28 protein-coding genes are annotated in these 22,745 nt (G+C 42.4%); 17 read left to right on the top strand and 11 right to left on the bottom strand.

Going from position 1 to position 22,745, the window contains the following annotated elements:
* The first annotated feature begins 32 nt into the window (after nt 1–32).
* From gspF to B9T36_RS11680, 4 genes are all read left to right on the top strand, one after another.
* The gene (gspF, locus tag B9T36_RS11695) at nt 33–1,238 is read left to right on the top strand and encodes a type II secretion system inner membrane protein GspF (RefSeq protein ID WP_004692652.1); all 1,206 of its coding nucleotides are present in this window, start codon (nt 33–35) and stop codon (nt 1,236–1,238) included.
* 33 nt (nt 1,239–1,271) lie between these two features.
* Nucleotides 1,272–1,709: a type II secretion system major pseudopilin GspG gene (gspG, locus tag B9T36_RS11690; RefSeq protein WP_086209809.1), complete on the top strand. Its 438-nt coding sequence runs from the start codon at nt 1,272–1,274 to the stop codon at nt 1,707–1,709.
* 282 nt (nt 1,710–1,991) lie between these two features.
* Nucleotides 1,992–2,327, top strand: coding sequence for a hypothetical protein (locus B9T36_RS11685; protein WP_086209661.1), 336 nt, complete (start codon nt 1,992–1,994; stop codon nt 2,325–2,327).
* A gap of 160 nt (nt 2,328–2,487) precedes the next feature.
* Nucleotides 2,488–2,826 (top strand): tRNA-binding protein, encoded by a 339-nt coding sequence (locus B9T36_RS11680; protein ID WP_086209660.1) that lies wholly within the window; start codon nt 2,488–2,490, stop codon nt 2,824–2,826.
* A 65-nt stretch (nt 2,827–2,891) separates the two neighbouring features.
* On the opposite strand, the gene lnt is transcribed toward B9T36_RS11680, so the two are convergent.
* Both lnt and B9T36_RS11670 read right to left on the bottom strand, forming a co-directional pair.
* The gene (gene lnt, locus B9T36_RS11675; RefSeq protein WP_086209659.1) at nt 2,892–4,451 is read right to left on the bottom strand and encodes an apolipoprotein N-acyltransferase; all 1,560 of its coding nucleotides are present in this window, start codon (nt 4,449–4,451) and stop codon (nt 2,892–2,894) included.
* Complete coding sequence (locus B9T36_RS11670) at nt 4,448–5,287, bottom strand: HlyC/CorC family transporter (RefSeq protein WP_086209658.1); 840 nt, start codon at nt 5,285–5,287, stop codon at nt 4,448–4,450. Before B9T36_RS11670 ends, lnt begins: the two co-directional genes overlap by 4 nt.
* Nucleotides 5,288–5,500: 213 nt before the next feature.
* On the opposite strand from B9T36_RS11670, the gene tusA reads away from it, so the two are divergent.
* Both tusA and B9T36_RS11660 read left to right on the top strand, forming a co-directional pair.
* On the top strand, nt 5,501–5,758 hold the full coding sequence (gene tusA / locus B9T36_RS11665; protein WP_086209657.1) for a sulfurtransferase TusA: 258 nt from the start codon (nt 5,501–5,503) through the stop codon (nt 5,756–5,758).
* Nucleotides 5,759–5,830: 72 nt separating this feature from the next.
* Nucleotides 5,831–6,358, top strand: a complete 528-nt coding sequence (locus tag B9T36_RS11660) for a hypothetical protein (RefSeq protein WP_086209656.1) — start codon at nt 5,831–5,833, stop codon at nt 6,356–6,358.
* A gap of 152 nt (nt 6,359–6,510) precedes the next feature.
* On the opposite strand, the gene B9T36_RS11655 is transcribed toward B9T36_RS11660, so the two are convergent.
* Nucleotides 6,511–8,223 (bottom strand): electron transfer flavoprotein-ubiquinone oxidoreductase, encoded by a 1,713-nt coding sequence (locus B9T36_RS11655; protein WP_086209655.1) that lies wholly within the window; start codon nt 8,221–8,223, stop codon nt 6,511–6,513.
* 191 nt (nt 8,224–8,414) lie between these two features.
* On the opposite strand from B9T36_RS11655, the gene B9T36_RS11650 reads away from it, so the two are divergent.
* From B9T36_RS11650 to B9T36_RS11630, 5 genes are all read left to right on the top strand, one after another.
* On the top strand, nt 8,415–9,026 hold the full coding sequence (locus tag B9T36_RS11650; protein WP_086209654.1) for a DUF1285 domain-containing protein: 612 nt from the start codon (nt 8,415–8,417) through the stop codon (nt 9,024–9,026).
* A 47-nt stretch (nt 9,027–9,073) separates the two neighbouring features.
* A complete protein-coding gene (gene murI, locus B9T36_RS11645) occupies nt 9,074–9,943 on the top strand; it encodes a glutamate racemase (RefSeq protein ID WP_086209653.1) in 870 nt (289 codons plus the stop codon).
* Between the two features lie 132 nt (nt 9,944–10,075).
* Nucleotides 10,076–11,101, top strand: a complete 1,026-nt coding sequence (locus tag B9T36_RS11640) for a DUF4062 domain-containing protein (RefSeq protein WP_086209652.1) — start codon at nt 10,076–10,078, stop codon at nt 11,099–11,101.
* Between the two features lie 69 nt (nt 11,102–11,170).
* Complete coding sequence (hemH, locus tag B9T36_RS11635; RefSeq protein ID WP_086209651.1) at nt 11,171–12,193, top strand: ferrochelatase; 1,023 nt, start codon at nt 11,171–11,173, stop codon at nt 12,191–12,193.
* 12 nt (nt 12,194–12,205) lie between these two features.
* Nucleotides 12,206–12,850 carry an MBL fold metallo-hydrolase gene (locus B9T36_RS11630; RefSeq protein ID WP_086209650.1) on the top strand — a complete coding sequence of 215 codons (645 nt, stop codon included), beginning with the start codon at nt 12,206–12,208 and terminating at the stop codon, nt 12,848–12,850.
* Nucleotides 12,851–12,900: 50 nt separating this feature from the next.
* Here the strand turns inward: B9T36_RS11630 and B9T36_RS11625 are convergent, their stop codons facing one another.
* The gene (locus B9T36_RS11625; RefSeq protein ID WP_086209649.1) at nt 12,901–13,080 is read right to left on the bottom strand and encodes a hypothetical protein; all 180 of its coding nucleotides are present in this window, start codon (nt 13,078–13,080) and stop codon (nt 12,901–12,903) included.
* A gap of 167 nt (nt 13,081–13,247) precedes the next feature.
* Nucleotides 13,248–13,421, bottom strand: a complete 174-nt coding sequence (locus tag B9T36_RS11620) for a DNA gyrase inhibitor YacG (RefSeq protein ID WP_086209648.1) — start codon at nt 13,419–13,421, stop codon at nt 13,248–13,250.
* Between the two features lie 85 nt (nt 13,422–13,506).
* On the opposite strand from B9T36_RS11620, the gene B9T36_RS11615 reads away from it, so the two are divergent.
* Genes B9T36_RS11615 through B9T36_RS11605 form a run of 3 tightly spaced genes read left to right on the top strand, consistent with a single transcriptional unit; the run spans nt 13,507 to nt 15,850 of the window.
* Nucleotides 13,507–14,166, top strand: a complete 660-nt coding sequence (locus tag B9T36_RS11615; protein ID WP_171264463.1) for an SAM-dependent methyltransferase — start codon at nt 13,507–13,509, stop codon at nt 14,164–14,166.
* A gap of 3 nt (nt 14,167–14,169) precedes the next feature.
* Nucleotides 14,170–15,381 (top strand): TIGR03862 family flavoprotein, encoded by a 1,212-nt coding sequence (locus tag B9T36_RS11610; RefSeq protein ID WP_086209646.1) that lies wholly within the window; start codon nt 14,170–14,172, stop codon nt 15,379–15,381.
* Between the two features lie 58 nt (nt 15,382–15,439).
* Entirely contained in the window at nt 15,440–15,850 is a 411-nt protein-coding gene (locus B9T36_RS11605) for a GFA family protein (protein ID WP_086209645.1), read from the top strand.
* 47 nt (nt 15,851–15,897) lie between these two features.
* Here B9T36_RS11605 and B9T36_RS11600 read toward each other — a convergent pair whose 3' ends face one another.
* Entirely contained in the window at nt 15,898–16,458 is a 561-nt protein-coding gene (locus B9T36_RS11600; protein WP_086209644.1) for a hypothetical protein, read from the bottom strand.
* A gap of 12 nt (nt 16,459–16,470) precedes the next feature.
* Nucleotides 16,471–17,250 carry a class I SAM-dependent methyltransferase gene (locus tag B9T36_RS11595; RefSeq protein ID WP_086209643.1) on the bottom strand — a complete coding sequence of 260 codons (780 nt, stop codon included), beginning with the start codon at nt 17,248–17,250 and terminating at the stop codon, nt 16,471–16,473.
* Between the two features lie 122 nt (nt 17,251–17,372).
* Here B9T36_RS11595 and B9T36_RS11590 point away from each other — a divergent pair, with 122 nt between their 5' ends.
* The 3 genes from B9T36_RS11590 to B9T36_RS11580 all read left to right on the top strand — a co-directional run bounded on the left by B9T36_RS11590 (nt 17,373) and on the right by B9T36_RS11580 (nt 20,067).
* Nucleotides 17,373–18,659, top strand: a complete 1,287-nt coding sequence (locus B9T36_RS11590) for a hypothetical protein (RefSeq protein WP_171264461.1) — start codon at nt 17,373–17,375, stop codon at nt 18,657–18,659.
* Nucleotides 18,660–18,792: 133 nt separating this feature from the next.
* Nucleotides 18,793–18,987, top strand: a complete 195-nt coding sequence (locus tag B9T36_RS11585) for a hypothetical protein (RefSeq protein WP_086209641.1) — start codon at nt 18,793–18,795, stop codon at nt 18,985–18,987.
* Between the two features lie 123 nt (nt 18,988–19,110).
* Nucleotides 19,111–20,067, top strand: coding sequence for a 2-hydroxyacid dehydrogenase (locus B9T36_RS11580; RefSeq protein ID WP_086209640.1), 957 nt, complete (start codon nt 19,111–19,113; stop codon nt 20,065–20,067).
* 98 nt (nt 20,068–20,165) lie between these two features.
* Here the strand turns inward: B9T36_RS11580 and B9T36_RS11575 are convergent, their stop codons facing one another.
* The 4 genes from B9T36_RS11575 to B9T36_RS11560 all read right to left on the bottom strand — a co-directional run bounded on the left by B9T36_RS11575 (nt 20,166) and on the right by B9T36_RS11560 (nt 22,727).
* The gene (locus tag B9T36_RS11575; RefSeq protein ID WP_086209639.1) at nt 20,166–20,669 is read right to left on the bottom strand and encodes a hypothetical protein; all 504 of its coding nucleotides are present in this window, start codon (nt 20,667–20,669) and stop codon (nt 20,166–20,168) included.
* A 117-nt stretch (nt 20,670–20,786) separates the two neighbouring features.
* Complete coding sequence (locus tag B9T36_RS11570) at nt 20,787–21,350, bottom strand: hypothetical protein (RefSeq protein WP_086209638.1); 564 nt, start codon at nt 21,348–21,350, stop codon at nt 20,787–20,789.
* A gap of 166 nt (nt 21,351–21,516) precedes the next feature.
* Complete coding sequence (locus B9T36_RS11565) at nt 21,517–22,038, bottom strand: hypothetical protein (RefSeq protein ID WP_086209637.1); 522 nt, start codon at nt 22,036–22,038, stop codon at nt 21,517–21,519.
* A 299-nt stretch (nt 22,039–22,337) separates the two neighbouring features.
* Complete coding sequence (locus B9T36_RS11560; RefSeq protein ID WP_086209636.1) at nt 22,338–22,727, bottom strand: hypothetical protein; 390 nt, start codon at nt 22,725–22,727, stop codon at nt 22,338–22,340.
* Between the last annotated feature and the right edge of the window lie 18 nt (nt 22,728–22,745).

Raw genomic sequence — 22,745 nt, 5'->3', positions numbered from 1 at the left:
AATAACTAAATGGACAATTAGAAAGCGTAATCATGCCAGCATATCAATTTACCGCACTCGATGCCGCAGGAAAGCAGCAAAAAGGCGTGCTCGAAGGGGATTCAGCGCGTCAAATTCGGCAACAACTTCGTGATAAAGCGCTGATTCCAGTCTCGGTTGATCCTGTTGAACAAAAAGATAAGCACAGCAGCAAAACATGGTTTCAAAAACAAATTACCGCTTATGATTTGGCTTTATTGACACGTCAACTTTCTGTCCTTGTCGCTGCGGCCATTCCTTTGGAAGAAGCCATTCGTGCGGTCGGAAAGCAGTCAGAAAAAGCACACGTACAAAACCTGTTGATGTCAGTCCGTTCTAAAGTATTGGAAGGTCATTCATTAGCACAAGGTTTACAGCAGTCGGGGCGTTTTCCAGAGTTGTACATTGCCACGATTGCCGCTGGCGAGCGTTCAGGACATTTGGACTTAATTTTAGATCAGCTGGCAGACTACACTGAAAACCGCTTTGCGATGCAAAAGAAAATCCAAGGCGCGATGATTTACCCGATTATTTTAATGCTGATGTCTTTTGCCATTGTGATGGGACTCATGACTTATGTGGTGCCAGACATTGTCAAAACCTTTGACCAAAGCAAAGATGCCTTACCATGGATTACTGTGGCTTTGATGAAAGCCAGTGATTTTATTCGAGTGGCATGGCCGTTTCTATTGGTGGGCAGTGTACTGGGCATCGGCTTATTATTGCGATTTTTAAGAACCACAGCAGGGCATTATGCCTTTGATCGCTTAACGCTCAAATTGCCATTATTCGGTAAACTTTCGCGTGGTATAAATGCCGCACGCTTTGCCAGCACCTTGTCGATTTTGACCCAGTCAGGTGTGCCCTTGGTGGATGCGTTAAAAATTGGCGCGGCAGTGAGTAATAACTGGGTGATTCGCGATGCAGTCAATCATGCCGCAGAAAAAGTGACCGAAGGTGGAAACCTGGCGACCCAGTTGGAGCGTAGTGGTTATTTCCCACCGATGATGGTACAAATGATTAAAAGTGGTGAAACGTCGGGTGAATTGGATCGGATGTTAGAGCGCGCATCGACCATGCAAGACCGGGAAGTGACAACGCTGATATCGACCTTGCTGGCTTTACTTGAGCCACTGATGTTGGTTTTGATGGCAAGCATTGTCTTGGTGATTGTGATTGCCGTGATGCTACCGATCGTCAACATGAACAATATGATTTAATTTTAAAAATATAAGATGGAAGAGAAAATTCACATGCAATCAAAAATCTATAGACGCCAAGCTTCAGGTTTTACTTTAATTGAAGTTATGGTGGTGATTGTTATTTTAGGTGTGTTGGCAGCCTTAATTGTTCCCAATGTGATGGGACGCGGTGAAAAAGCCAAAGTGGATACCACCGTTATTACGCTTAAAGGGGTTGCTGCGGCATTGGATCAATATAAATTGGACAATGGTAAATATCCTTCGATGCAAGAGGGTGGACTTGACGCTTTGGTGAATAAGCCTGAGTCTGCAAAAAATTGGTTGCCAGGCGGTTATGTGAAAGGTGGATATCCCAAAGACAGTTGGGACAATGACATTCAATATGTTGCACCTGGGAGCGATGGACGACCATTTGATTTATATTCTTTTGGTGCGGATGGACAACAAGGTGGTGAAGAAACCAATGCTGATATTCAGTATCAACCTTAATTGAGAATTATTATATATTGGCTTTAATTGAATATATCATTACAGTGCATAGCTTATGCCAATAGACACTGTAATGATAATACATATTAATTTAAAATTAATATCTAAGATTTTGATTTTAAAATATTAAATATAATAATAATGGTTGAGATTTATAATAAGAATTATTCCCATATTTATTGATTACAAATAATGTAAATTATGGATAAAAATAGGCTTTTTATTTATTTAAATCCTTGCATAATGTTCTTAATGGCAACTGATTTGCCTGAGGAGAATAGAATGAAAGCATTAACCTTGTTGGATGACGTTAGCCAATTCCATTGGTCGATGCTCAAATCTGTTCTTTTGATTTTGAGTATGCTTCCTGTTGCTCAAGGTGTTTTAAGTCTTTGGCAATCGACTGAAGGCAGCAGTCAAATTATGGTAGGCTTCTTTGCAATCAGTCTGTTCAGTACATGGGCAGTTTTGAGCTTTTGGTCTGCGTTAAAAGCAACCGTACTCACACTCGATCAAGTACAGATTACAGCATTAGAACAAAAAGTGGTTATGGTTTATCGTTATACCCCGATGCTCTTTTTAGCTGGGATGGTGTCCTATTTGGTCAGTCAAATTTAATACTGACATGCATCATTGTGATAAAAAGCCGAGCATATACGCTCGGTTTTTTATTGCGTCATGAAGAATGGCAGAAAGATAGGATCACTTGTCTGTTTCGTCGTATATGATCCTAGTGTTCGCTCTCTATACTGTAAAAAATATAAAGATAGAGTGAAATATGGAACAGATTGATTGGGCAGATTTTTTAAAAGTCGAGCTCCGAGTCGGACGTATTATTCAGGCCGAAGGCTTTGAGCAAGCACGTCAGCCTGCTTATATTTTACATGTCGACTTTGGTCATGAGATTGGCATTAAGAAATCGAGTGCACAGATTACTGAGCGTTATCAACCTGAACTGTTATTGGGTAAATTGGTGGTGGCAGTGGTTAACTTTCCGAAGAAACAAATTGGTCCTATCCAATCTGAGTGCTTAGTGACAGGCTTTCATGATTCAGATGCAGGTGTGGTGCTGTGTGTGCCTGATACAGATGTTCCATTAGGTACCAAGTTACTGTAGCTGAAAAAGGAAAACCCAAGCGCAGCTTGAGTTTTCCTTGGAAAAGTCTGATCTAACAATAGGAATTATCGACGAGACTTAAACGATACATCGACTTTACGTGGACGATAGATCCAACCCAAGATCAGTAAAAAGACTGAAAAACCTAAAATTGGCCAGTCACTTAAACGGGTATATAGGGTTTGACCTTGCATAGCAGGTAGTTCGCCGCGAAGCACGGTTGCCACATCTTGCGGCGCACGCTTTACGATATGTCCCTGATAGTCAATAAATGCCGTCACACCTGTATTGGTGGCACGGATAAACCAGCGTCCATTTTCTTTGGCGCGCATCTGCACCATCTGTAAATGTTGTAAAGGGCCTGCGGTTCCTGTAAACCATGCATCATTGGAAACCGTCACCAAGAAATCACTTTGGCTGGCATTGCGACGCGTCAAGTTCGGATAAGCCACTTCATAACAAATCGCAGCACCTAAATGCTGCTGATGAATAGACAGCGGTTTTTGCTGTTGCTCGCCACGTGAGAAACCACTCATCGACGGATCATTTTGCATAGCTGGCAAGACCCATTTCAGTAAACCAGATAGCGGAATATATTCACCAAAAGGCACCAAACGTTGCTTTTTATAGAGGCCTTCAGCTTCAGCACCATTGGCCATAATGCTGTTGTAGTATAGGGGGCGACCTGCCGCCTCAGAGCCTGAAATATCCCAATACGGAATACCCGTGACCCACGCGGTGTTGCTTTTCTTGGCTTGCGCAGTCATCGCAGCTAAAAAGGGTTCGATATCACTTTGGAACATTGGAATAGAGGATTCAGGCCAAACAATGAGGTCACGTCCCCATTCTGTTTTGGTCAAATCGGCATAGATTCCGAGTGTTTTCAATTGATATTCAGTGAGCCATTTTAAGTCTTGTGGGATATTGCCCTGAATTAAAGAAACCGATAGTGGTGGCGTATTTTTTGCGGAGACGAATTCAATTTTTGATGCACCCCATGCACCAAGTACCAATAAGGCAGAAGGAATGACCCAGAAGATGCGGCGGTTTAAAACTTCGACCAGTGCACAGGCCAAAACCAAGACCACAAACGACACCCCGAAGATACCAAATAATGGCGCATAACCATCCAGTAAACGTTCGGTAAAGGCATAGCCTGCAAACAGCCAAGGGAAGCCTGTGAAGACCCACGTTTTTGCCCATTCAAAAAGCACCCAAAGCGGGGCGAAGGTCAGTGGCGTTTCAGGGAAAAAACGGCGGTAAATAAAGCTTTGGACAGCCGTGAATAAGCCCATGACCAAGGCCATAATCCCGATCATGCCGACACTTAAGGCACTATTGGTATCGCCATAGACATGAATGGAAGTATAGAGCCAAAAAGCCCCCACGAACCATAGGCCAAAACCATAGGCCCAACCAATGCCAAAGGCCTGCTTTGCACTGCGTTTGCGTAAAGTCGCATAGAGCAGTGCTGGGGATAGAATTGCCAACCACCAATAGTAATACGGAGCCAGTGCAAAACTAAAAATAGCACCAGAAAATAAGGCAATTAAAAGCGGATAAATTAAAGGTAACTGTTTTTGTTGTGAAGTAGGGGTTAACAGTTTGTCAAAGTAAGCTCTCATTTACGAACGGCTCGAATCAGATGAATAGAACGTGCATCTGCTTCTACAATGGTAAATTCCCAATTTCCAAGATCAATCACCTGACCTTGTAAATCACTCACTAAACCAATTTCTTGAAGCAATAAACCGCCCACAGTTTCAACCTCATCATCAGAAAAGTCTGCATCTAAAAGATTGTTAAAGTGTTCGATTGGTGTAAGTGCCTGAACCAGCCAGGTATTTGCCGTGGTTGGGTCATTGTCAGGAATAATATATTCCGCTTCTTCATCAATTTTGTCGTGCTCATCTTCAATTTCACCGACAATTTCTTCCAAAATGTCTTCTAGCGTTACCAAACCTGAGGTTGTACCGTATTCGTCAATCACCACTGCAATGTGTGTTTGGGTATTTTTCAACATGCGAAGCACTTGGTCTGAACGTGCGCTTTCAGGCACAAATAAAGGCTGGCGCATTAGCGCACGTATATCCACTTTATTGTTTGGTTCAGTCAAGAAAGGCAATAAGTCTTTCGCTAACAAAATGCCAACGACATTGTCAGGTTGATCTGATGAAAAGACAGGGAAACGTGAATGTGCTGACTCAACCAAAGTATGTAAAATGTCGAGTAACTCATCATCTTCTTGTAGGCTGATCATGGATGTACGCGGTGTCATGACCTCGCGGACTTTGGTTGCTGGAAGGTCTAATACGCCTTCTAACATCGCAACAGTGTCGGGTTCTAAAAAACGACGTGAATCTTGAACTAACTTTAACAGTTCATCGCGAGTTTCTGGCGCGGTACCTAACCATTTGCGTAAGCCACGCATTCCCCACGACGGGCCTGATTCCTCGTGCATGATCTTTCCTAAAGACGCTTAATATCTAAAAAACTTAATTTTATCATACCGTAGAAAACACAGTTGTCTATTGTAATTAAGCAAGGATTGAGTGAATGATCAGATCAAATGTTTTGAAATAGCAGACTTGAGCCGTCGAAGGTTGATTGAATTGAAATGTAGAAAGGTGAGTTGTGTTAAAATTGGCAGGTTTTTAAATTTTTGAGTTTGAATATGTCTGATTTGGAACGAAGCCCAAGCATTCAATTAAACACCCGTGGTTTACGTTGTCCTGAACCTGTGATGATGCTGCATCAGGCCATTCGTAAGTCTAAATCGGGGGATGTAGTGGAGGTGTTTGCAACGGACAATTCAACTTCTTGGGATATTCCCAAATTTTGTATGCATCTTGGGCATGAATTGTTATTACAAGAAGAACGTTTAGATGAAAATGGCAATAAAGAATTTCATTATTTGGTTAAAAAAGGTTAGGAGATTTGTCTTGGTCTTTTAAAATGAGCTTGAGTAGAGAAAAAGAAATAACGTTCATCCAAGCAAATCAGAATGAAAAAAATAACTGTATTCTTATGGGCTCATCTTTTTGCATTATTTTGTTCAGTTTCTTGGGCAAAATCTTGTGAAGTTCCTGTAAGAACGATGAATGTTGCAGGTTTAAAAATTGGACAGCATATTCGTGAATTTCAACAGAACCATCCCACCGCAAAAACGGTTATTTTAGGGGGCGATAATTATCAGTTTGAATTTGCACAAGGTGTGGATACACCAATTAAAAAAGCAGGTGTGAGCTGGGTTCAGCATATTCGTTATGATCCACATTCTAAAATGATTGTTTCATACAGTTTAAGTTTTTTAGATGGGCCACTTGCGACGTATGAAACCGATTTAGATGTTTTTAAAAGTCGAGTCTTAAAAAGATTTCAGGTGGCGCAAAACGGCTGGAAACAAGTTGAAAATAAATATGTCTATCAGTGTGATAATTATCGGATTGAAATTTATCAAGATCATGGAGTTGGGCATACTGCGATAGGGCTAACGGTGATGGTTTTTAGCAGAAAGTCAGATGCCTATTAATTAAAAAAATCCCTTCAGTGCTGAAGGGATTTTTTTAATCTAAAAGAGATCATCTGTGCGGAAATATGCCTCAGCGTAAGCCTTTTCTAACATTACATGTTCGGGTATGAGACACGGTTAGCAAAGTAACCGCTTTGCCGTGTCGCAAGGAATTACATATTCGGGTAATTCGGACCACCGCCACCCTCAGGAGTTACCCAAGTAATGTTCTGAGACGGATCTTTAATATCACATGTTTTACAGTGCACACAGTTAGCCGCGTTAATTTGGAAACGCTTCGAACCATCATTCTCTTCCATAATTTCATAAACACCAGCAGGGCAGTAGCGCTGAGCTGGCTCGTCCCATTTTGGTAAGTTTATATTTACAGGAATAGAAGCATCAGTCAGTTTCAAGTGTGCTGGCTGATTTTCTTCATGCACCGTATTCGATACAAATACTGAAGATAAACGGTCAAAAGTCAGCTTACCATCTGGTTTTGGATAGTTCGGTTTCACGGTTGCTGCATCTACAGTTTTCAGTGTACTGAAGTCAGGCACTAAGTCATGCAGTGTAAACGGGACCTTAAACACATTTTGGTCGATGAAGTTAAATGCACCACCACCGAACGTGCCAAATTTGTGCATTGCTGGGCCAAAGTTACGAGAACGATATAACTCTTCTTTTAACCAGCTGTTGTTGAACTTGTCTGTATAAGCGGTTAACTCTTTTGCAAAGAAGTCTTCACCTTCAAGCACACGTGCAATGGCAAGATCACCACCTTTTTCAACGCCTGCTTGAATTGCTTCGAATACTGCTTCGCCGCACAACATGCCCGATTTCATGGCAGTGTGAGAGCCTTTAATTTTAGCGAAGTTTAGGAAGCCTGCATCATCACCAATTAAAGAACCACCAGGGAAGCTAAACTTCGGCAGTGAGTTGAAACCGCCTTTCACTACAGCACGTGCGCCATAAGAAATACGCTTACCACCTTCAAGATACTGCTTAATCAGTGGATGCGTTTTCCAGCGTTGCATTTCTGCAAATGGATACATGTGTGGGTTTTCGTAAGATAAGTCCACGATCATACCCAAAGTAACTTGGTTGTTTTCAGCGTGATATAACCACCAACCACCAGAAGAACCTGTTTCAGCTAGAGGCCAACCTGCCCCGTGCATCACCAAACCTGGCTTGTGTTTCGCAGGGTCAATTTCCCACAGCTCTTTGATGCCGATACCATAGTGTTGAGGGTCTGCATCTTTATCGAGATCAAACTTGGCAATCAGACGCTTACCTAAATGACCACGACAGCCTTCCGCAAAAATCGTGTATTTGGCATGTAGTTCATAGCCCGGGGTAAAGTTATGCGTTGGTTCACCATCTTTACCAATCCCCATATCACCGGTTTGGATGCCTTTAACCGTACCATCAGCATGATAAAGAATTTCAGATGCAGCAAAACCTGGGAAAATAGAAACTTCTAATTCCTCAGCTTTTTGGCCTAACCAACGCACCACGTTACCAAGTGAAATCACATAGTTGCCATCATTGTGCATGGTTTTAGGAACCATCCAGTGCGGCGCTTCTTGTGACTTTTCAGCAGACATTAAGAAATAGGTTTTATCTTCAGTTACTGGAACATTTAAAGGCGCGCCTTCTTCTTTCCAGTTTGGGAACAACTCATTGATCGCACGCGGTTCGAGCACAGCACCTGAAAGGATATGCGCACCAACTTCAGAGCCTTTTTCTACGACACAAACGGACAGATCATTAAGGTTGTTTTCAATTGCAAGTTGACGAATTTTAATCGCAGCAGAAAGGCCAGCAGGGCCTGCGCCTACGATGACTACGTCAAACTCCATCGATTCACGTTCGATGTGTTCCATGTAGGACTCCTCATATGGTTAAAGGTGGCAACCGTTTTGACTCAAAGAACGGTGCTGCCATGAGTGTTCTTAGTTCCCAGACACAAAATTTATCATCGTGTCTTTTATATTGTGAGCTAGTATAGGTTTAAACCGAGTTCTAGCCAATTGGCTGAATCATATTATTTTTCCGTCAGACAGGCATGAATTTTATGGATAAGCAGCACAACTCAGCAAATCCGACGAAAAAAGTAGCTATTGCTGATAATAAAAACTTAACTGATATTGCACAATACATAAAAGATGGACAGTCCGGTCACAAAAGGTCAATCCCTCCTTTAGATCAATGGCACCCAAAGCATTGTGGCGCAATGGATTTGAAGGTTTTGGCCAATGGAGAATGGTGGCACGAAGGTCAATTGATCAAACGCCCAGCCATGATTGAGCTATTTGCAACGGTACTTTGGAAAGAAGAAGATAAGTTTTATCTCAAAACCCCTGTCGAGCAGATTGAAATCGAGGTTGAAGATGAGCCTTTATTTGTCAATCAGGTCGATCAAGTCGAAATTGCAGGAAAAATCTACCTACAACTGACCACGACCACACATGATGTAGTGATTGTTGATGAAGCCCATCCCCTTTTTATGCGTGCCTTCCAAGGGGAGCTACGTCCTTATGTGCATGTTCGCTTTGGGATTAATGCATTGATTCAGCGTGCTGCTTTTTTTCATTTGGTGGAAACGGGTGAGCTAAGCGACGATGCAGATGGACAGGCTAAACTGTGCTTACAAAGTGGTGATTTGCTATTGCAATTAGGCACCTGAGGTTTAAGCTTGATTGATCTTTTAACTTTATACTGCAACGAGTCCTCATGAGTGCCATTCAGCCCTTATTTCCCCTGATCAACCCCATGCCAAAAGCGACAGCCGATGCGCCAATCGGGATATTTGATTCGGGAATAGGTGGCTTATCCATCGCTCAAGAAATTGCCAAGCATTTGCCGAATGAACGCTTTATTTATTTTGCCGATACTGCACACGTGCCTTATGGTCCACGTGATGACCAAAATATTCGAGAGCTGTCTGCACATGCTATTGAATGGTTGTACCGCCAAGGCTGTAAAGTTGCCGTTGTAGCATGTAATACCGCTTCAGCCTTTAGTTTGGATTATTTACGTGAACATTATGGCGATAGCTTTCCGATTATTGGCCTTGTTCCTGCCTTGAAGCCTGCGGTACTACAAAGTAAATCTAAAACCGTGGCTGTACTGGCCACTCCTGCGACTTTTCGTGGACAGCTCATCAAAGACGTCGTCGAAAAATTTGCGCAACCTTCGGGCGTTAGCGTAATTCCTGTGACTTGTTTAGATTTAGTGCCTTTTGTTGAGAGTGGCGCACAGATGAGTGTGGCATGTTTAGCCATTTTAAAAGATATTTTACAACCTGTTGTCGATCAAGGCGCAGATTACTTAGTTTTAGGCTGTACCCATTACCCTTTTTTGAAAATAGCGATACAATCTATTTTTGGTCAGAAACTGACATTAATTGACTCTGGGCAGGCAGTTGCACGACAAACAGCCCGTATTTTAATCAAAAATGAGTTATTATTTGAACAAAATCATGGTGATGATGTTCGAATCGAATGTTTTGTCAGTGGAAATAACGCAGAAAGTTTAAGACCCATCTTAGAACTTCTGCTTGAACCAGAATTAAATTGGACAATTTCGAATATATCGGATTGATTTTTATAAAAATGAGTCTAGTATTTTGATATATAGTCAAAAAATTGAAACCTAACATGCTTGAGTTAGTCGCTGTATCCATCTAGTTAAAATTGGGGGATGGGATACTGCGAAAAATAATGAGGATAACCGATGCTCGATAAGCGTTATCAAGTTTTTATTACGACCTCTGGAAGTGAAATGCAACCAGAACGGATGATTTTGGCCCAGACTTTAGTAGGCATGGGTTTTTTTTCTTGGGGATTAGAACAACGGACACCACTTTCAACGGCTTTTGCACGCCGTCAGATTGATGACTGTGACTATGTCATTTTGTTGCTTGGAAGCAAGTACGGTGAGCAGTCTGTATCGGGTGTGGGCTATATGCATCTCGAATACATTTATGCAGTGACCAAACAAAAGCCGATTATTGTCTTTATGCATGATGATCCAGATGCACGTGATCCTAATTTGCATGATGACAAGCCTGAGTTACGTGAAAAATTCAAAGATTTTAGAAAACTACTGCAACAGGAAGTTGATCAGGTTTTTACGTATAGAACGATGCGTGATTTGGAGATGGCTGTTCGTTTGAATATGACCCAGATGTTGGAGCGTTATCCTGTATCGGGCTGGGTTCGTCCGCAGAATACCCAAGTATTGCATGACGAGATAGATAAGCTCAAAGCGAAGGTGATGCAGTTAGAAACCGAAGCAGGTAAACGCGAAGTCGATCCATTCCTGACATTGCCGAAAGTAGCTATGCATGAGTTTTTTGTATTTGATTATCGGATGCATGCTTATCAGGATGGAAACTTTAAGGAACTGAAAATTCAAAAGCAGATGACCTGGGCACAGTTACTCTCGGTTCTGGGTTCGACATTTATTCATCCAACGCCTGAAGAGTATTTTTCAAAACGCATGAATGAATATTTAAATGAAACGGGTTTAAATGATGCACGGCAAGAAATGCCACGTGCGCATGCGGTTGCTCGTTCACAAATTAATATTCGTGCCTTACATAGTATTAAAATGCAAATGCGTCAAAATGATTGGATCATTCAGTCGGGTCGCGACGATCGCCAACGTATGCTTTGGCAGTTGACCCCAAAAGCCAGTAAGCTTTTGGAGAGTAATTTATTGGAAAATGATCGGGCTTTCCAATTTCAGTCTTCGTAGTTATCCATTTAGAAAATGAAAGGAAAACTGTTACAGTAGGGACATTCAAAAACGAGCAACGAGGGCTGAATGTCTACTGCAGCAAAAGCAAAAGTGACTGTTATTTTGGCAAATTTGGGGACGCCAGATGCACCGACGGCTTCCGCAGTGCGTCGCTTTTTAGATCAGTTCTTATCTGATTCGCGTGTGATTGAAATTCCCAAACCGCTTTGGCAGATTATTCTTCGTTTATTTATTTTGCCGTTTCGTCCGAAGCGTGTTGCCCATGCTTATGAAATGGTGTGGGGTAATGACTCGCCAATGCGAGAGATTTTGCTAACCCAAGTTACTGCATTAGAACAGCAACTTCTTGTGGATAATCCCGAATTTGAATTGAATATCGTCCCTGCAATGACCTATGGCAATCCTGGTATTCAGCCTTTGCTTGCTGAGTTGAGTCAAAAGCCTCAAGATCATATTGTGCTTTTTCCTTTGTTTCCGCAGTACTCTGCAACATCTAGCGCGCCTTTATATGATGCTTTCGCGAAGTGGATTCCCAAACAACGCAATTTGCCGGGGTTGAGTATTATTCGCGATTATTATCAGCACCCTTTATACATTCAGGCTTTGGCGCAAAGTGTGCGCGATTTCCGTGCTGAACATGGGGGGGCTGAAAAGCTGTTAATGTCTTTTCATGGTATTCCACAGCCTTATGCCGATAAAGGCGATCCCTATGCCGACCGTTGCCGCATCACAGGGCAGTTGGTGGCAGAAGAGTTGGGACTGGCTGAGGACGAATGGGCCATCAGTTTCCAATCCCGCTTTGGCAAGCAAGAATGGGTAAAACCATATACCGATGCCTTACTGACCGAATGGGCAGAGCAAGGAGTGAAGTCGGTACAAATTATGAGCCCTGCGTTTTCAGCGGATTGCTTAGAAACTTTAGAGGAATTGGCGATTCAGAATGCTGAATTGTTTTTGTCTCACGGTGGAGAGCGGTATCAATATATTCCAGCCTTGAACAGCCGCGGAGATCATTTGCAATTGCTCAATACTTTGGTTCAGGCTAATCTTGATGCCTTAAAACAGACATTAGCCAGCAAAACGAATTGAGGTTGACACGCTATGTTGCAAGTTAAAATTGTGCCTGTAACGGCATTTCAGCAGAACTGTTCGATTGTTTGGGACAGTGACAGTAAAGAAGCAATTTTAATTGATGCAGGTGGAGAGCCTGAGAAACTTAAAGCTGAAATCGAAGCGTTGGGTCTGACAGTAAAAGCGCTGTGGTTGACGCATGGACATTTAGATCATGCGGGTGCTGTGGGTGCATTAAAAAAACTGTGGGATGTCCCTGTGATTGGCCCGCATAAAGAAGATGCTTTTTGGTTGGATATGATCCAAGAAGTTTCGCAGCGTTATGGTTTTCCTATTCCAGAAAAGGTAGATGTCACGACATGGCTTGAAGGCGGGGAAGTTCTTAAACTGGGAAATGAAGAGTTTGAAGTGCGTTTTGCCCCTGGGCATACTCCTGGTCATGTGATGTTTTATAATAAGAACTATGGATTACTGTGGACAGGCGATGTGTTGTTTAAAGGCTCAATAGGTCGTACCGACTTTCCGCGTGGTAATCATCAGCAGTTGATTGACTCTATTCAGCGCGAATGCTTTAGCTTACCTGATGAGACACAGTTTATTTCAGGACATGGCCCAATCAGTACCATCGGCTTTGAAAAACAACATAACCCTTTTGTGGCAGGAAAAGCAGGCTAAGTGTTTCGCTGTCTAGTTGAAAATAAAAAAGTCAGCTGGTGCTGACTTTTTTATTTTCGAAATGGATTATTCAAAATGTGTTGAGTTTCGAGAGAAAACACGATGGAGAATAAGGCGAATAAGAGTCCAACCGAAAGGATCAACAGATCTTGTATATAGATGCCAAACATCAAGCTACTGACCGAAAGTAAAGACGCAATAATCACAATAATTTTACTGAGTAGATTCATCTTTTCCTCCTCCTATAAGGTTTATTTTTATGATTTATTCAAATGTGAGTGAGTAAAAAACCTAAGGAGGATTATAGATGAAGAATATTATTTTTGAATAAATATTGATCAATTAAATGGTGAACAATTCTCATCAAAATATGAAAAATATCATGAAATAAGGCAGACTATTCTTCAGAATTATCGGCCTGTGGAGCATCTTGTGTTGGGAGGCGATATTCATCGTTTGCCCATGCGCCTAAGTCAATTAGCTTACAACGCTCTGAACAAAAAGGACGAAAGGCGTTATCTTCCCATTGGCTCATTTCACCACAGCGCGGGCATGGAAACGTATGTGGCATGATGTGCTCCAGATAAAATTTTCGGATTGAAATAGGCAAAAACGTTGGCAGTTGTTAGACTGATGCGGTTTTTTCTTAGTTTGATCTGATTATGCCAATTCGTCAATTTCAAGCCCAGCGTATGCAAGCTCCTCGTGATTTCAAAATGATCAGCCGTGATCCTATTTGTGTGGAAATTGGGGCAGGTAAGGGTAAACATGCCTTATTGTTTACGGCCAATCACCCTGAGAAAAAGCTGATTGCGGTTGAGCGAACCCGTGAAAAGTTTGTGGCGATGCAGAAACAACATGGCTTGGAAGGTCAGCAGAATTTACAACTGGTACATGCCGATGCTCTGCCGTGGGTGGTGCATGCTTTGCAGCCACAGCAAGTTGAGCAGTTCTTTATTCTTTATCCGAATCCTGAACCGCATAATCCTGCGCAGCGCTGGTTGAATATGCCATTTTTTGAATTTCTGATTTCACGTTTACAAGTGGGTGGACAAATCACTCTAGCCAGCAATATTCCAGAATATATCGAAGAAGCACAGCAACAGTTGATTGAGGTATGGAAATTACCGTTTGTGAAAGAACGCATTGCGGGTCATTCTGCACGTACGCATTTTGAAATTAAATATTTAGAACGAGGCGAGCTCTGCCAACAGTTGATCATCACCAAACCTGAAGGGTATTGCACACGTTTTGACGTGTTTCAGGCTTTGCAAGGTCTGAACCCACAGGCGCAATCTTCAGATCAAGCTGAATAAACCATGCCAAAGCGTATTGCAATTATTGGGGCGGGCCCAGCAGGTTTGATGGCGGCAGAGGTGTTGAGCCAATATGATGTTCAGGTCGATGTATTTGAACAAAAACCATCAGCTGCACGTAAGTTCCTGATGGCGGGTAAAACAGGACTGAATATCTCTCATGCAGAACCTGTGGAGCAGTTTATCGGTCGTTATGATCAAGCCGAATGGTTGGCGCCTTGGATTCGTGAGTGGGATGCCGCATGGATTCAAGCATGGATGAAAGGTTTAGGCATTGAGTCCTATGTTGGAACGTCTGGGCGTATTTTCCCGATTGAAATGAAAACCGCGCCTTTATTACGTGCATGGTTGAAACGCTTGGTTGGATTAGGCATCAAGTTTCATTATCGTCATCAATGCCTCAGCCTCAAAGAGCATACGCTTGAAATCAAGTCTTTGGTCAGTGATCAAGTACACAGCCAGAGCTATGATGCCATTGTCTTGGCCTGTGGAGCAGTGTCATGGTCTCAGCTCGGTAGTGATGGTGCATGGCAAGATTGGTTGGATGGCGATGAAATTGAACCTTTTCAAGCCAGTAATGCTGGGGTAGAACATGAATGGTCAAGCTACATGCAACCCGTTTTCGGTCAACCCCTGAAACGTATCGCAGCATGGGTGGGTGATACAGAAAAAAGTATGGGCGATATCGTGATCACCCATTACGGTCTAGAAAGTGGTTTGGTCTATAAGCAAGGACGAGCGCTTCGCGCACAGCAGAAGCAACAACAGTCTTTAGTGTTAACGCTTGATTTACTGCCTGATGTCACGGTTCACGAATTGGCTGTACGGTTGAAAGCCACGAAAAAACAGTCGTTAAGTAATGTTTGGCGTAAAGCTGGTTTAGATGCAGCCAAGGCAAATTTAGTACGTGAGTTGGTTGCAAAAGAACACTGGAATCACCCTGAACAACTGGCTCAGCAGATTAAGCAACTCCAGATTCCTTTAACTGGTTTTCGTCCGATTGAAGAAGCAATTAGTTGTGCAGGTGGTGTGCGCCGTGAAGTGCTGAGTTCGCAGTTGCAATTAAAATCTAATCCCGCCGTTTTTTTATGTGGGGAAATGTTGGACTGGGATGCACCGACAGGGGGCTACTTACTCACTGCATGTTTTGCAACGGGACGTGCCGCGGGTAATGGGGTTTTGCAGTATTTGAATGTGGCAAAAAAATCGCCATAAGCAATGCAACTGAAAATCAGCTGTGCTAATTTGAATAAAAAATTCAAGGAGCATCATGATGTCAGATCTTCAGCAGTATGTGGGCAGTTGCCTATGCGGTGCAGTAACTTATCAAATTGATGGGCCGATTGGCGATATTGTCCAATGCCATTGTCAAAAATGTCGCAAGGCCAATGGAACCGCCTATGCAACCAATGCACCGATTGCTAAGGCGGATTTCAAACTGACGTCTGGTCAGGATGTTGTGAAAAAATATGCATCGAGTGCAGGCACAGAGCGCTGTTTCTGTGGCAACTGTGGTTCACCGATTATCAGCATTAAGGCCGACACTCCTGACTTTTACCGTTTGCGTATTGGCACTTTAGATACCCCTTTAGCGCAAAAGCCGACGCAACATATTTTTGTGGCATCTCAAGCTGAGTGGGACAACATTTGTGATGCATTGCCACAATATGCAGAGCGCCCGTAGTTCATTACTTGAATTCAGGGGATCGAGTGATCCCTTTTTTTTGTCACTTAGTAGCCTGTAGCTGTTGTATCTTTTTGCTTAGAGTATTGCGACTGCCAGTGCTCAAGCTGTTCTTGAGCATGAATAAGTTCACCAAGACCTTTCACGTTCTGCTCTGGCGTAGCATTTTTATTCTGGATAATTTTGGCTTGGTTGTCCCAATATTGGTACATCAAAGTTTGAATGTAGCGTCCTTGCTCTGTTTTCAAATCCAGCTCTTTCAGCATATTCAGCGCAGACTGAATGTTGTCTTGTTTACGCGTTTTTGCAAACTCATTTGTCAGTGTACCTGCTTCGCGCATTTTGATGAGCTCATCTTCCATTTCGTCACTCATGCTGCTAAAGCGTTGGTCATAGTCGACCAAGAGCGTAATATCGTGTGGATCATCAGCTGTTTGAGCAAAGTTTTTAACGGGTTCGGAGCTGAGTTCTTGCAGAACTTTATCATCGCTCGAAAGCGTGTCTTGCTCAGCACGTTCATCGGCCTTGTTACAACCTGTCAGGATTAAACTGCCACCTAAAACAAGCGGCAGTAGAACCTGTTTCAATGAAAGGGTATTTGGGTTCATGTCGGTGTCCTATTATTCTGCTATTTTTTGAAAGTGATAGGCATAGGTGATGTAAGGAAAACTGATTTCGTCCTGTGGCTGTTTGCCCGTGTACTGCAGCACAATTTGTTCAAACTGATGTTTTAAATCCTGTTGTTGCTCCGTAGGCATTGCGGCAATAAAACTGGTCGAAAGGAGACGTTTTGACACAACTTGCTCCACTGTACCTGTTTGCTGCTGTGCAAACTGATGCAAGCTTTTAAGCTGAAATAAGGTTTGATGTTCAAAAACTTTTTGCCATAGCCCGCTATGATAACGTGGGGTATCTCCTTCTAAAGGAGCAAGTCGTTCTGCCAGAGCATTGACCCAGTTGACTTGAGTATCGCGTTGATTCCAGACCAAGCCCAAATGCCCTTGCGGTTTTAGGACACGATGGATTTCCTTTAAACTGTCCATGTTGGCAAACCAGTGGAAGGCCTGCGCAGATAAAACGGCATCAATGCTTTGCGAAGGCAGGGGAATATGGTCACTAAAGGCTTGTAAAGTTTCCACCTGTGGATAAGCCAGTTTGAGCTGAGCCAACATTTCGGCGACAGGTTCGATGGCAGTGAGCTGTCCACTATGTGGAATCAGATAAGGCAGAAACTTACCTGTACCCGAGGCAAGATCAATCACATGTGAATCTGTGTTTAAATGCAGTTGCTCGGTGAGCCACGCATGGATCTCTTGTGGATAACTTGGACGCACTTGTTGATAAAGTTCAGCAGCTGCGCTAAACCCGTGTTGTGCCGCAGGATGGAGTAATTGTGTCATATTTTGCGCTTTTTTATCTGCTCTGCATCTATAAAATAACACATTTGGTTCGATGAAATCGCTTATGCTGTATGGAACGAACATGACCTCACTTTATAGGAATGAAATCTCTCAGCATGGACATGGCGAAACAAATTATTTTTGAAGATGAACAGATTCGTGTCATTTTTTTACAGGGTTCATCGGACGAACTTATTTTCTCTTTTGGCGACCTGATTACCCGTGCCAAGGGAACGTCGATCAATGCAGAAAAGTCGCTGGCGAAGTTTGGCTTCAATGTGGTTGGCATTATGCCAAAACAAAAGTCATGGTTTCCAGAGTCTTCGATGGTGGCCATGTTGGACGCGATTCGCGCTTGGATTGCGCCCTTTCAAACCCGTATTGCCTATGCAGGGTCAATGGGGGGCTATGCCGCGATTAAATACTCAAAGCTGCTTGGATTTAAGCGCGTGGTGGCCTTGGTGCCGCAGTATTCGATCGACCCTGAACAGGTGACAGATAACCGCTATAACATGTTCTATCAGCCTGAGCTGAACCATGACATGCAGGTACAGCCGAAGGATGTCTCGGCAGAGTGTGAATACATCGTTATTTATGACCCTTACTGCCCTGAAGACCGTGCGCACTATGAAAAATTACAAACGGTCGTGCCGAACCTGAAAACCCTGAACTTACCTTTTACAGGGCATGATGCGATTGCCGTTTTAGCCAGTTCAGATTTGCTACATGACTTTCTACGTCATGAGTTTGATGCGCCGTATTTTTATAAAAAAATTCGTGAAGTGAAAAAGAACAGCAAGTTTTATTACCGGAAAGTGATCGAAAACTTGTTGCCACGTCACCGCTTTTCTTTGGGACGCATTCTGAAAAATAATGACCTTGAGTTAGATGGTCAGTTTTTTGATAGCAAACTCAAGCAAAGTATTATCCGTGAGTTACTCAGTAATCGACAAGTGAGCCAGACCGATCTACTGAAACTGGGCATTCAAGTCAATTTGCCACAAGAAAGTAGCTGTCAGTTGATGGATAATTTTGGACATGGTTTAGTGTTCAATATGATCAGTCAGAAAATTGAAAGCTATGCACCAGATGCCATTGCACTGAATCATAAGTTTCTGCTGCCGATTTTTGCCAAGGGCAATGGGTTAGTACATATTTACTATAACGACATGCGTTATACCATCGTCATGAATGACAGACAGATCATGAAATTGGTACATGAACAAGCCGAATTAAGCGCTGGAATGCATCCATTGTTAATGAAAAAATACAGTGATTATTATCTGATTAGCTATAAGCAGTTTAACTTTAGCTGTGATGAATATGGTGGCTTTGATTTGGTCGAGGATATTCCAGAAACAGCGCAGTTTTTAGTCTCAAGCGATACTGAATCAGATGTGTTTCTATGATGTGCTCATGTGATTTATTCATATAGGGCTTTGGTCTAAAGCCAAGCTCTTGTTTTCCGTCCTATTTGGTTTAATATGAAACTATTGTTTATATTTTAAACAATACGGATAAAGATCAAATAGGGTGGAAGCAATGCAAAGACATTGGTCGGCTGTATTTATAACATTATTGTTTATTTCAACATCCCAAAGCGTACTGGCACAAAGTTTAGACCCCGCCTATCTGACATTCGGTGGTGGCTTGGTTCTTCTGCTGATCCTGACGTTTTATGTGATTAAACAGATCAGTATTTCTATTCGTATTCATCGTAATAAGCCCGTTAAATAGCGGGCTTTTTTCTGTGTGTGGTGGCTTTTTTTAGGTGGTTAGGGCAGTGTTTACATTGAAAAATGGGGTTGAGTTGGTTTAAATAAGTGCTCTATCATTATGCAGAACAACAGGACGTGAGTAATGAAAGCCGTATTTTTAGATTATGCATCCTTAGATAAAAATGATTTGGACTTTCAAGCACTGCATGCTGTTTTTGATGAACTGATCCTCTACCCAAGTACCGATGCTGAGACGCTTGTTGCGCGTGTGCAAGACGTAGATGTGATTATTAGCAACAAAGTGATGGTGGATGCCGATACCTTAAAACAATGCCCTCAGTTAAAGTTGATTTTAATCTCTGCCACAGGCAGCAATAACATTGATTTGCAGCAAGCCAAAGCACAAGGTGTTGTGGTGTGTAATTGTCAGGGTTATGGTACGGCAGCAGTGGCACAGCACACTTTAATGTTGATGCTCAATCTTGCAACCTCATGCTTGCAATACGACCGTGCAGTGCAACAGGGCGAATGGAATAAAGCTTCGCAGTTTTGCCTACTGGATTATCCAATTATTGAACTTTCCAGTAAGACCTTGGGTATTTTAGGGTATGGGGAATTGGGGCAGGCGGTGGCTAAACTCGCTGAAGCCTTCGGCATGCGGGTTCTGGTGGGCAATTTGCCGAACCGTCCACATGCTGACTCAACACGAGTGAGCTTTGATGATTTGCTAGCGCAATCAGATTTTATCAGTCTGCATTGTCCATTAACCGATGACACGCTTAACCTTATTGATGCTCAAGCTTTCAAAAAAATGAAAAAAAGTGCCTTTTTAATTAATTGTGCACGGGGTGGAATTGTCAATGAAGCAGCTTTGGCAGACGCATTAAAACAGGGTGAAATTACGGGCGCTGCTACTGATGTACTAACCGTTGAGCCACCGAAAGAGGGCAATGTTTTATTAGATGCTGGTCTGTCGAATTTAATCATCACGCCACACAGTGCGTGGGGCAGTGTTGATGCGCGCCAGCGCATGGTGCAGCAGTTGGTGGAAAATGCTCAAGCTTTTCAAGCCGGACAGCCAATCCGTCGGGTGAATTAAATCAAATGATGACAACGAAAAAGCCCGTCAGGTGACGGCTTCTTCGTTGTAGTTCTTTTTAAGTTTAGCTTTAATCCTATTTTTTAAATATTAGAAATTTAACAATTTTTAATAAATTTAGGATCGAAATATTGTTGCAGGTGAGTCAAAGTACGCTTTGTATCGCTATTTTCAGGATTCATGAGCATAAAATAACTTTGTTGGCGTGCAAACGCTTGAGCCTTTCCCTCTTCAGCATAAAATCCCCCATTGGGATAGGTCCAATGTGTTTCAAATGCTCGTAGAATTTTATTTTGATGAAAGTAAAAACTGCGTTGGCTTTGGAATGATTCACCATAAATTTCGAGTGTCAGCTTACACTGATCTTTAAGTTGATACAGTGAGGCTTCATTCCCTTCAGTTGATTTATATTCTTCATCCTCAATCATTTCAATAGATTGAAGCTTACGTCCCTCAGCCTCATGACTGTACTGTGGCAATATTAGATACTGTTGTAAAAGATTCAACGTTGCAGCGTGTTGTGGCGTAGGAATTTTAGAATAAGTAAATAACGCTATAAGTACTAAAAATATTCCAATAATGATGCCAATGATTATTTTCATGAAAATTTTTATGATTATGTGGCTTTTATAGGTCGATGCTAGAGCCTAAGCTCAATAACTTCAAAAGTTTTTTTGTTTTTTAGTCAAAAGCCCATCAACTGATGGGCTTTTTTTTCATTAAAGCTTAGTCACTTTAATTTCTTCTTCTGCTTGAGCAGGTGTAAAGGAAGATGGTGCTTGGATAATCGTAGGTTCATTTACTGTTTGAGGTGTGACAGGTTGTGGAGATGAGACTGAAGGCGCTTGAACCGCAGGAGCATCTACGGGTGCAGATGAAGGTTGACTCAAGCTGCCTTGGTAAATGGGAGCGGGTTGATCCGTTTGACCAGTGATCACTTGCTTGGTTTCATGCAACTTTTTATTCACATTTTGGGTAACTTGTTGTCCTGTTTCTTTGGCTTGTTCTGCGGTGTTGTTGGTGATGGTTTTTGCGCTGTCCAAGGCTTTGTGTGCAGAAGGGCGAATTTTTTGGATGCCTTTTTCTGTTGCAGTACCGACTTTTTCCGCCGTGTTAATCACACCTTCTTGAGTTTTATAAGCCCAAACGTGAAAGATGTTGGGGTTTTTACCATAAGGTGTAATAGGCTTTTGTGCTTGCTGAGTAGTGGTTTCTGTTTGTGCCCATACACCTGCTGTTGTCATTAAAAGAGTGCAGAAGAGTGTTGTTTTCATCATGTTCATAGAGCAGTGTACCTCTTGGGCTATCGTGCATAAATCAGCGTTTTAGCATAAAGCCTCTTTGTGTGAATTTCATGTGCTTGGTTGTAAATAAGCGTAGTGTGCAAATGTCTATAGCGAAAAAAGAGCCCAGCATGTGGGCTCTCTCAACTCTGGAGGAGTTTAACTTTTACTGCGCGCCAACGGCAGCATCCGCAGATGAACCGACTTTGGCTTTAGCGACAGGCGTGTCTACTTGGAGCTGAGCTTGCCCATTTAAGTCAGCACGTTTGGGTTGACCACTGACAGCCTGCTTAGTTTCCTGCCATTTTTGTTTGGTCGCTTGTTGGCCTTGTTTCGCTTTATCCGCTATATAGTGACCACTTTTTTTGGTGTTGTGCTCAACAGACTGTTTAACGTCACCAGCCTTATCTTTTACGACAGCAGATTTTTCGGCTGAAAATTCTTTGGTGTCTTGCCATTTTTCTTTGCTGAATGCTTTGGTTTTGTCGACACCTTGTTCAACCGTTTCACCTGTTGCATGCGCGGCATGTTTGACATCATGTTTTAAGTTTTGCAATACGCTTGGCTGCGAGGTTTGAACTTGAACATTGGCCGATGTATTGGCTGTGGTATTTGCAAATAGGGAAGTGGAGGCTAAAAGTGCAGTGGTTAAAGCCGAAGCGGTGAGTGTTTTTGTTAAAACTTTCATCTTTGATTTTCTACCTCTTATGACAGAACCCGATGAGGAGTTCAGAACAGCAGTCATCATAGACAGAAATGAGCTCAAAAATAGCGTTTGATATGAAAGTCGCACAATGCGGCAACAGCGCATGAACACTGGGCTGAAAATTGTGTTGTTCGGTTAATTGATTAAAATTATGTAAATTTATGCGTAGTCGTTGTTTTAAATGTAAAGAATATAGAGACTGATATTGAAGTAAAAAGACACGATGCAATAGATTTTTGAGAGTAGTCATCACTGATGTTGTACCAGTGATGACGATTTGCTTAGTTACATTGCGCTAGGGCTTCTTTTGCAAAGTGATTACGTAGTGCGAGGAAGTTTTTCTGTACTTCTGCATCGTGTAATTCAAATTTGGTTGCTGTGCTTGTACCATCGAGTGCAAAGGTTGCTGAACCACCTGTGATGAGGGTGTAGTCACGGAACGCCCACTGTTCTACGACTTTGCCTGCTTTGAGGTTGCCCGTAAATTCGATGACACATTTGTCTTCAAATTTGGTCAGTTTTGCTTTGTTATTGGTTGTGTCTGGATAGACTTCAATGTCTTGGACTTCTTGTAATACACCCGCTGTCAACTGTGGAATCGTTGGTTGAGATGTACATGCTGTAATAGAAAGGGTAGCAAAAGTAGCGAAAAGTACAGTTTTTAATTTCATAAGGTTCGTTCTTGTTGC

The organism is Acinetobacter sp. ANC 4204, assembly GCF_002135205.1.
Lineage (GTDB): Bacteria > Pseudomonadota > Gammaproteobacteria > Pseudomonadales > Moraxellaceae > Acinetobacter.
The sequence above is the reverse complement of the archived record's forward strand: the minus strand, read 5'-3'. Positions and strand labels throughout refer to the sequence as shown.